The following is an 8,147-nucleotide window of genomic DNA, read 5'->3' on the forward strand; positions in this document are numbered from 1 at the left end:
GTTAAATTACTGAGAAAATCCCTGTGATCAGTTAAAGTAATCTTACTAAAGTCTAGTCAAAAGGTGTGTGTTGTGAGTGATGCCTTAACCGAAAGCACTGAGTTGGATCGTCAGTCGTTACGTCGAATGTTGTCCGCTATTTTGGCGCCAGAAAAACAACGGTTAGGCTTAGCGCTATTATTGGCTACGTTAAATGTGGCGCTATTCATTCTGCAAAGTGCGATTTTAGCGCATTTAATCGGTACGGCATTAACTAATTGGAATGCTCCAGAGGCGACTGGGTTAGGCATTAATTTATTCAATTATTTACCTTTGCTATTACTGTGTTTAGTGTTGCGCCCATTACTGCACTATGGTCGTGAACATTTAAGTCAGACGGCTAGTCATCGAGCGCGGCTTCAGGTGCGCAAGCAGTTGCTTAATACTTTGGCCAGTTTAGGGCCAGAGCGCCAGCAATTGGGTGCTGATGGAGCCTTGAGTGCTAAACTGTTGGAGCAGGTGGATGCGCTGGATGGCTATATTAGTCGCTATTATGTGCAGCTGTATTTAGTATTGCTGACCCCGATTTTACTGTTAGTAGCGACCGCTTATTACAGTTGGCTAGCGGCTGCTTTATTATTACTCACCGCACCTTTAGTGCCGTTATTTATGATCCTAGTGGGCGGGGCTGCGGCCAAAAGTAGTCAGCAACAACTGGCGGCGATGAGTCATCTTAGTAGCCGCTTCTTAGACTTGGCTCGCGGAATGCCTACTTTGCAGCATCTAGCAGCAACGACTCAAGCGCAGCGCTCGATCGCCACAGCGGCTGAGCAATACCGAATTAAAACCATGGGTGTGCTTAAGCTGGCTTTTCTGTCGGGAGCCGTATTGGAGTTATTCTCTGCCTTAGCTGTCGCTTTGGTGGCGGTGTACTTGGGCATGGGGCTATTGGGGATGTTGCCATGGGCCAAGGGCGAAGTTCCGGTAGCCTATACGGGCGCATTGTTTATCTTGTTACTGGCGCCTGAGTTTTACGCCCCGCTGCGTCAGTTGGGCAGTGATTATCACGCCAAAGCAGAAGCAGAGGCGGCAGTGGGTGAGTTATATCCGTTATTAAACCAGCAGGTGTGGCAGCACCCAGGCCGGCAGCCCTTACCCCTCGCCGCAGCGCCAGCGCTTACAGTAGAGCAGCTCAGTATTAGCGGCGCGCAGCAGCGCCAACGTTTAGCATCGGTGTCTTTTACCTTGCAGGCTGGCGAGCGGGTCTTGTTACAAGGTGCTAGTGGTCTAGGCAAATCATCTTTGTTTCTGGCAATAATGGGCTTTATTCCATATCAGGGACGAATTCTTTTGAATCAGCAAGACCTGTTGGATTTTCAGCGCAGTGACTGGCAGCAACGTATTGCTTATTTATCGCAGCAGCCACAGTTTAAACAGGGTACGGTCGCAGAAAACCTGCGCTTAGCAGCACCTACAGCGAGTGATGCTAAATTGTGGCAGGTGTTGGCGCAGGTACAGCTAAAGGCGTTATTTTTAGCCTTGCCGGAGCAATTAACTACGCGTATAGGTGAAGCAGGGTTAGGGCTGTCCGGTGGGCAGCTGGGCCGCTTAGCCATTGCGCAGTTATTGCTGCGAGAGCCTGTACTTTGGTTGCTAGACGAGCCAACCGCACATCTTGACCCAGAAACCCAATCGCAGATTAATCAGCTGTTGCAGCAAGTCACTAAAGGGCACACTGTGTTGCTGGTCAGTCACAGTGCTGAGGGCTTAGCTTGGATGGATCGTCAGCTAACACTCGAGCAGTTGTTGGATTCTCAAGCGGCAGCAGACATAGGACAGGAAGAGAGACAGCTATGAATCAACCTATTGCATTGTCGAGGCTATTGAAGAGCCGTTTTGAAAATTGGCTGATTGCTTTATTGCTGGGAGCTTTAACGTTATTTTCTGCGATTGCTTTATTGGCGGTGTCAGGTTGGTTTATTACTGCCTCGGCCATTGCAGGGTTAAGTGTAACCAGTGCTTACTTATTTGATTATTTTCGCCCAGCAGCGATGATTCGCTTTTTTGCGATTACTCGTACTGCAGGACGCTATGCAGAGCGGGTCACTTCGCATAATGCGGCGCTGGGTTTATTAAAAGATTTACGTTGTCAGGTGTTTGCTTGGTTAACCCGCAAGCCAGTAAGTTTTGCGCGTCAGACAGAGGTTAACTCAGCGCAGCAAATGCACCGTTTGGTGGCAGATATTGATCGCTTAGATCACTTTCCACTGCAGGTAATCAGTCCTTGGTGCTGGGCCAGCGTCATTGTCTTTGCTTTTTTGATTTTTGCAGCCTGGGTGCATCCCACATTGCTTTGGGCTTCTTTAGTCGGGGTGTTGTTGGCTTGGTTGATTATTCCGCTAGCCGCTGCTTATCGAGGATTACAATTAGCCCGTAGAGATGTTGAAACAGCCGAGCGGCGGCGTATGTTGATGCTGGAATCTTTACAGTTAGTGACGCCCTTAACTATGTGGCAGAACTGGCAAGTACAACAGCAGCAAGCACTGCAGGCAGATGCTGATTACCAGCAGCAACAGTTGCGTCAGCAGCGCTTGATTAGTTTGACGCGCCTGTGGCAGCAGTGGGCATTGGCTAGCAGTATGTTGGTCGTTTTGTGGTTGGGTTTGCCGTTAGTTGAGCAGCAGTTGATTAGTCTGCCTTGGCTGTTGGCGCCAGTGTTGGCGTTATTTGGTTTAAATGAAGCCTTGCTGCCCTTAGCGGCAAGCTTTATTAGTCTGGGGGAAAGTCAGGCAGCTCGCGATCGTCTGAATCGCTTATATACGCCAATCTTACAGCCCCAAGCAGAGGTTAAAGTAGCGAATAAAGCAGATGCTGACGTGAGCCTAATGGTCACAGAGCTCAGTGCCAAACATCAGGCGGCAGTGAGTGGGCCAACAGCGGTGTCTTTTAATTTGCAGCAAGGGCAAGCCTTATTGGTGACAGGGGCTTCGGGTGTCGGGAAATCAACCTTGTTGCAAGCTTTGGCGGGCTATTTGCCTTATACCGGTACGGTGCAGGCCTCACATCCGATTGCTTATCTGTCACAGCAGTTGGATATTTTTGACTTGTCGTTGGCAGAAAATTTACGCTTAGCCAATGCAGCGGCCAGCGATGAGCAGTTATGGGTAGTTTTGGAACAGGTTGCTTTAGCAGATTGGGCGCGTCAGCAGCAAGGGCTTGCGACCCAGTTAGGCGAGTATGGTGCGCAGGTTTCAGGTGGGCAGGCGCGACGGATAGCTTTGGCCAGAGTGCTGTTGAGTGAGCGCCCGATTTTATTACTGGATGAGCCTTTAGCTGGGTTAGATGCGCAGAGTGCGAGTGTGATCGAAGCCAGTTTGGCCGCTTATCAAGCCCAGGCAGTCATAGTGGTGGTTAGTCATCAAGCAATCACATTGCCGCAGTTGCAAACCTTGGTTTTACGCTAGGAGGAGATGTGGCGATCGATCAGGCACGTAGTATATGTTTGCGCCAAGCTTGGCTAGCCCAACCCAGTACTCAGCACCTGTTGGAGGATGGTCGCGCTTGGTTACAGTTGCAGTTGAGTAAGCATGTAGGCAGTTATTTGGTTAATTATCGGCCTTTATTTAGTGATTTTGAAAGTCCAGTCAAATATCAGATTTGCATGGCTAAAGCACAAGAGCGCAGTGCTGTCTCTGTGCAGCTGATTGCCAGTGATCAAGGTTGGCCCTTGATGCCTAACGCAGTAGACGTGGTGATTTTACAACATTGCTTAGAGTTTTCTGCAGAGCCAGATAGCCTGCTGCAGCAGGCGGTACAGTGCCTGCGTCCGGGCGGTCACTTGTTAATTCAGATGGTGAACCCCTTAAGCCGTTCTGGTCTCCAGCATCGCTGGCTGACTCGAGGTAGTCAGTATCGTGCCTGGCGCTTGTCGAGCATGTACCGCCATTTACAGGGGTTAAATATGTCGCCTGAGCTGCAACACTGGAGTGGATTTGGTGTTTGTGCTCAGCGCTTGAATTGCCTTAAATTTGCAAGGTTACAGCCGCATCTGGTGAATCGATGCAATCTGTTTGCTGGCCTCTATTGCGTCAGTGCGCGTAAGCTAGTGCGTGGTGATCTTGGGCCAGTGGTTCAAAAAACAGCATTTATTCAGCCGACGCTGCCTCTGGTGGGGGCAGCTACGCGGCGTGAAAAACCAAATAAGTAGTGAATCATGAGTGATGATGTGGTTGTAATTTATACCGATGGTGCCTGTAAGGGTAATCCGGGGCCAGGTGGCTGGGGGGCTTTATTGACCTATAAGGGGAAGGAGCTTGCCTTGTGCGGTGGTGAAGCAGAAACAACCAATAACCGTATGGAATTAATGGCAGCGATTGAGGGCTTGAGAGCCTTAAAGCGTCCAACTAAGGTGCGGTTGGTGACAGACTCTACCTATGTCATGAAAGGGATGCAGGAGTGGCTAGCCAATTGGAAAAAACGTGGCTGGAAAACTGCAAGCAAGCAACCAGTGAAAAATGTTGACCTATGGCAGGCGCTGGATCAGTTGGTTGCCGCGCATCAGGTTGAGTGGCAGTGGGTGCGTGGCCATACTGGTCATCCAGGTAATGAGCGAGCCGATGCATTGGCCAATCGTGGGGTAGAAGAGCTGAACTTATGAGATACATCGTACTTGATACTGAAACCACGGGTATGCCCGTGCATGAGGGGCACCGAATCGTTGAAATTGGCTGCGTTGAGTTAGAGGATCGCACCCTAACTGGGCGGCACTTTCATGTTTATTTGCAGCCTGATCGCGACAGTGATCCTGAGGCGTTACGGGTGCATGGAATTACCAGTGAGTTCTTACAAGATAAGCCACGATTTGCTGAAGTTGCCGATGATTTTTATCAGTTTATTCAGGGTGCCTGCTTAGTCATTCATAACGCGGCTTTTGACGTAGGCTTTATTGAGAACGAATTTAGGTTGATTGGCCAGCAGGATCGCACGCGGATCACGGACTATTGCGAAGTGCTGGATACCTTAGAGTTAGCAAAGCAGCTGCATCCAGGTCAGCGCAACAACTTAGATGCTTTGTGTCGCCGTTATGATGTCGATAACTCTAATCGGGAGTTGCACGGGGCGCTGTTAGATGCGCAGATTCTCGCTGATGTTTATCTAGCAATGACTGGGGGGCAAACCGATTTAATGCTAGCCAGTGATGAGCCAGAGCCCTATGCCGTTGATCAGTCATTAACAGCACTTACGCCCATTTCACGTGATCGTCCAGCCTTAAAAATTATTCGTGCGACTGCCGCAGAGCTTGAGGCCCATGAGCAGCGTTTAGCTGATATCAGTAAGGCAGTGAAGGGGCCTGCGTTATGGCAGCAATAGTGCTATAGCCAGCAATTATCAAAAATGGCAGCTTGAGTCTGCCATTTTTTTTGCCTGAAATTTGCCGCTCGATGAGGTCCGTTGTAGTGCGCGCTTTGCATACCTATAGGGGTATGTGTATAATCGCCGATATTGATGGTTTTTTAGGAAGTGATGTGATGACGATTGATTGGGCAAGCTTCGCGCCTTGGACCTCCTTATTAGCAGGAGTGATTCTGGGGGCGTCGGCTGGCGCTTTTGCGCTACTGAATGGCCGGGTGGCGGGAATCTCTGGCATGTTGAGCAGTTTGGTGTCTAAAGCAGAGGGCAAATCGGAAAAGCTTCTGTTTATGCTGGGCATGCTGTTAGCGCCGTTGTTATGGCAATTATTTCAAAGCTTGCCAGCAATTGAGTTCACTGCAGGCTGGGAGCTTACTTTGATTGCAGGTGTGTTAGTGGGGTTTGGTACTCGCTATGGTTCTGGCTGTACCAGCGGTCATGGAATTTGCGGTTTGTCACGATTATCACCACGCTCCATGTTGGCGGTGCTGAGTTTTATGGCAACTGGCTTTATTACGGTGTATGTCATTCGCCATCTGATAGGAGCGTAAGTTATGCGTAATCTAGCAGCGTTAATCTGTGGTTTAGTTTTTGGGATTGGCTTGTTGGTGGCAGGTATGCACCAGCCAACCAAAGTGCAGGGTTTTTTAGATATTGCTGGTAACTGGGATCCTTCGCTAGCCTTTGTGATGGGGGGAGCGATTGCTACAGCACTAGGCTTTTTTATGGTAGCGGGTAAGCGTGGTAAAGCAGTGCTAGGTGGGCCAGTTCAGCTGCCAACACGCCGAGATATTGATAAGCCGTTGGTGATTGGTAGTGCTTTATTTGGAATCGGCTGGGGGCTAGCAGGAATTTGCCCAGGTCCTGTGGTGGTGACCTTGTCGCTATTAAACTGGCAAACATTAGTTTTTTTAGCTGCGTTGCTGGTCACCATGAAAGCATACGACTTTATTGTTAAGAAATAATCTGCAGGTGTGAGCGCAAAACAAGGATGTTTTTACTGCTCAGTCAGATCAAGCTGCCTAGCTAGGCAAGCATCAGAAGTAGGAGATAAGCATGTCAATGCAAATTAAAGAGTTCTTTCATCAGGATACCTCTACCTATAGCTATGTAGTGACCGATAGTAAAACCAAGTGCTGCGCTATTATTGATTCAGTATTGGACTACGATGCCGCTTCTGGGCGCACTGCTACCGTGGCAGCTGATGAGTTAGTAGCCTATGTTAAGCAGCAAGGTTTAACTGTTGAGTGGTTGCTAGAAACCCATGTGCATGCGGATCATTTATCAGCCGCGCCTTATTTAAAGCAGCAGCTAGGTGGTCTGTTAGCGATTGGTGAACATATCCTAGAAGTGCAAGAAGTGTTTGGTAAGTTATTTAATGCAGGCACTGAGTTTGCCCGTGATGGTCGTCAGTTCGATCGCTTATTCAAAGACGGTGATGTGTTTGCTATCGGTCAGCTTAAGGCGCGTGTTTTGCACACGCCAGGGCATACGCCAGCCTGTGTCAGTTATGTAATTGAAGATGCGGTGTTCGTGGGTGACACTTTATTTATGCCCGATTATGGAACGGCGCGTTGCGACTTTCCAGGGGGAGATGCGCAAACTCTCTATCAGTCAATTCAAAAGTTATTTGCACTTCCTGATGAAACCCGTATGTATATGTGTCACGACTACAAAGCGCCAGGTCGTGAAGAGTACCTGTTTTTAACAACAGTGGGAGATGAGCGGCAAAATAATATCCATGTGCATCAGGGAGTATCTGAGCAAGAATTTGTCACGATGCGTACCGAGCGAGATGCTGGATTATCAATGCCGCGTTTAATTCTTCCCTCAGTGCAGGTCAATATGCGGGCCGGTGAGCTGCCACCTGAAGAAGATAATGGGGTGAGCTACCTAAAAATCCCGCTTAATGCAGTTTAATTAATAAGGGTTAATCATGGATATTAAAAAAATTTCAGATAGTTTTTCAGTAGTTGCTCAATTGCAAGCCAGTGATCTAGAGGCGGTAAAAGCTGCAGGGTTTAAGACGCTGATTAATAACCGTCCTGACGCTGAAGATGAAGGGCAGCCGTTGAATGATGATATTGCTAAAAAAGCGGCTGAACTGGATTTGGTATTTTATTACTTGCCGGTTATTTCAGGTCAGGTAACTGATGAGGCGGCGGCTGAGTTTGAAAAGATTTTAGCTAAAGTTGAAGCGCCAGTACTTGCGTTCTGTCGCAGTGGTAATCGTTGTCTGTGCTTGTGGAGTTTAGTTAACGCCAGTCAAAACAAGAAGCCGTTTGCAGAATTACAAGCAACGGCTCAGCAAGCAGGTTTTGATTTAACCAACTTGCAGGCGCGGATTGAGCAACGGGCTGGCCATGCATAAGCGTAAGGCGTGGTTCAATTGGCTGCCCTGTTTGGAGTGGGGTAGCCAATACAGCAAGGCGGCAGCGGGTAAAGACGTGCTCGCTGCGGTCATTGTTACCTTAATGCTGATTCCGCAAAGCTTAGCTTACGCGATGCTGGCGGGATTGCCGCCAGTAACTGGGTTGTATGCCAGTATTTTACCCTTAGTGTTGTACGCCATTTTTGGCACCAGCCGCACCTTAGCTGTTGGTCCGGTGGCGGTGATATCCTTAATGACTGCCGCAGCACTTGAGCCACATTTTAGTTCAGGGTCTGCCGATTATATGGCTGCTGCTATGTTGTTGGCGATTTTGTCTGGGCTGGTGTTGTTGTTGATGGCGGTTTTTCGTCTTGGCTTTTTAGCTAAC

The 8,147-nt window shown here is 48.9% G+C and carries 10 protein-coding genes (1 of these 10 only partly in view); all 10 read left to right on the plus strand.

Annotated features, from left to right (window positions below):
* The first annotated feature begins 72 nt into the window (after positions 1 to 72).
* Complete coding sequence (gene cydD, locus AKN87_RS01975) at positions 73 to 1,836, plus strand: thiol reductant ABC exporter subunit CydD (protein WP_231692611.1); 1,764 nt, start codon at positions 73 to 75, stop codon at positions 1,834 to 1,836.
* On the plus strand, positions 1,833 to 3,443 hold the full coding sequence (locus tag AKN87_RS01980) for an amino acid ABC transporter ATP-binding/permease protein (RefSeq protein ID WP_053102295.1): 1,611 nt from the start codon (positions 1,833 to 1,835) through the stop codon (positions 3,441 to 3,443). Before cydD ends, AKN87_RS01980 begins: the two co-directional genes overlap by 4 nt.
* A gap of 8 nt (positions 3,444 to 3,451) precedes the next feature.
* Positions 3,452 to 4,186 carry a class I SAM-dependent methyltransferase gene (locus AKN87_RS01985; RefSeq protein WP_053102296.1) on the plus strand — a complete coding sequence of 245 codons (735 nt, stop codon included), beginning with the start codon at positions 3,452 to 3,454 and terminating at the stop codon, positions 4,184 to 4,186.
* A gap of 6 nt (positions 4,187 to 4,192) precedes the next feature.
* The gene (gene rnhA / locus AKN87_RS01990) at positions 4,193 to 4,636 is read left to right on the plus strand and encodes a ribonuclease HI (RefSeq protein WP_053102297.1); all 444 of its coding nucleotides are present in this window, start codon (positions 4,193 to 4,195) and stop codon (positions 4,634 to 4,636) included.
* Positions 4,633 to 5,349, plus strand: coding sequence for a DNA polymerase III subunit epsilon (dnaQ, locus tag AKN87_RS01995; protein WP_053099416.1), 717 nt, complete (start codon positions 4,633 to 4,635; stop codon positions 5,347 to 5,349). The genes rnhA and dnaQ overlap by 4 nt, the downstream gene beginning before the upstream one ends.
* 158 nt (positions 5,350 to 5,507) lie before the next feature.
* On the plus strand, positions 5,508 to 5,939 hold the full coding sequence (locus AKN87_RS02000) for a YeeE/YedE family protein (protein ID WP_053103602.1): 432 nt from the start codon (positions 5,508 to 5,510) through the stop codon (positions 5,937 to 5,939).
* Between the two features lie 3 nt (positions 5,940 to 5,942).
* A complete protein-coding gene (locus AKN87_RS02005; RefSeq protein WP_053102298.1) occupies positions 5,943 to 6,353 on the plus strand; it encodes a DUF6691 family protein in 411 nt (136 codons plus the stop codon).
* Between the two features lie 91 nt (positions 6,354 to 6,444).
* Positions 6,445 to 7,308, plus strand: a complete 864-nt coding sequence (locus AKN87_RS02010; RefSeq protein WP_053099419.1) for an MBL fold metallo-hydrolase — start codon at positions 6,445 to 6,447, stop codon at positions 7,306 to 7,308.
* Between the two features lie 16 nt (positions 7,309 to 7,324).
* Positions 7,325 to 7,759, plus strand: coding sequence for a TIGR01244 family sulfur transferase (locus AKN87_RS02015; RefSeq protein ID WP_053099420.1), 435 nt, complete (start codon positions 7,325 to 7,327; stop codon positions 7,757 to 7,759).
* On the plus strand, positions 7,752 to 8,147 hold the 5' end (the start) of the coding sequence (locus AKN87_RS02020) for a SulP family inorganic anion transporter (protein ID WP_053102299.1). It continues 1,338 nt past the right edge of the window; 396 of the gene's 1,734 nt are visible here — the first part of the coding sequence; its start codon is at positions 7,752 to 7,754; its stop codon lies off the right edge, out of view. The genes AKN87_RS02015 and AKN87_RS02020 overlap by 8 nt, the downstream gene beginning before the upstream one ends.

Origin of the sequence: Thiopseudomonas alkaliphila (assembly GCF_001267175.1) — a bacterium.
GTDB lineage: Bacteria > Pseudomonadota > Gammaproteobacteria > Pseudomonadales > Pseudomonadaceae > Oblitimonas > Oblitimonas alkaliphila.

Excerpts from the sequence above, each read along its gene's own strand:
- AKN87_RS01980 (WP_053102295.1), top strand. The coding sequence starts at position 1,833 with ATGAATCAACCTATTGCATTGTCGAGGCTATTGAAGAGCCGTTTTGAA.
- rnhA (WP_053102297.1), top strand. The coding sequence starts at position 4,193 with ATGAGTGATGATGTGGTTGTAATTTATACCGATGGTGCCTGTAAGGGT.
- dnaQ (WP_053099416.1), top strand. The coding sequence starts at position 4,633 with ATGAGATACATCGTACTTGATACTGAAACCACGGGTATGCCCGTGCAT.
- AKN87_RS02000 (WP_053103602.1), top strand. The coding sequence starts at position 5,508 with ATGACGATTGATTGGGCAAGCTTCGCGCCTTGGACCTCCTTATTAGCA.
- AKN87_RS02005 (WP_053102298.1), top strand. The coding sequence starts at position 5,943 with ATGCGTAATCTAGCAGCGTTAATCTGTGGTTTAGTTTTTGGGATTGGC.
- AKN87_RS02010 (WP_053099419.1), top strand. The coding sequence starts at position 6,445 with ATGTCAATGCAAATTAAAGAGTTCTTTCATCAGGATACCTCTACCTAT.
- AKN87_RS02015 (WP_053099420.1), top strand. The coding sequence starts at position 7,325 with ATGGATATTAAAAAAATTTCAGATAGTTTTTCAGTAGTTGCTCAATTG.